This is a genomic window from Vibrio sp. 1401 (assembly GCF_033340295.1).
Genome location: NZ_JAWOWF010000660.1, coordinates 1 through 567 on the forward strand (window position 1 = coordinate 1; position 567 = coordinate 567).

General features: G+C 48.9%; 1 protein-coding gene. It reads left to right on the plus strand.

Features of this window, described 5'->3' with window-relative positions:
- Positions 1-567 (plus strand): hypothetical protein (locus tag R7Z77_RS27430; protein WP_318137314.1); only part of this gene is annotated, 567 nt, incomplete at both ends.

Here is a 567-nt window from a genome sequence, read left to right on the forward strand (position 1 = left end):
GCTATCTACCATCCGGGCGACATTATTGGTTACGACATCGAGGTGAAAAACACTGGCAGCGGCTATGCAACTGACGTATTGATTGCGGATTTGTGGAAAACCATTCGTACTGAAAAAGCGGGTTCTGCCTTGCCTGTTCGTGCCTTTGAGGGTTGGTCGGATGTCAGCGTTAGCGTAGATGGAACGGATCCGAGCTTAACTCAAGCTGTGTCGGGCTCAGAAGTAACGGGCGATAACGGTTATCAAGTTCGTTACAACATTCACCCTGCTCATAGCGTCAAGCTGCATGTAGAAGGCGTGGTCAAAGCCGATCTGGTTGGTGATATCACAAATGTGGTCGAAGTCAGTGACGCGACGAGTAAACAAGCCGCGCAAGCGACGTATGTTGCAGCTGCCGCCGATTTGAATGTGACAAAAATCGTCGATAAAACTCAGTATGAGTCTGGCGATACGCTGACGTATACGATTCAAATTGAAAACACCACGACGAACTGGGCGAACGATGTCCAAGTTAAAGACTTCGTAAACAAAATTACGGCGGCCAGTGTGACTGGTGCGGATGTGATT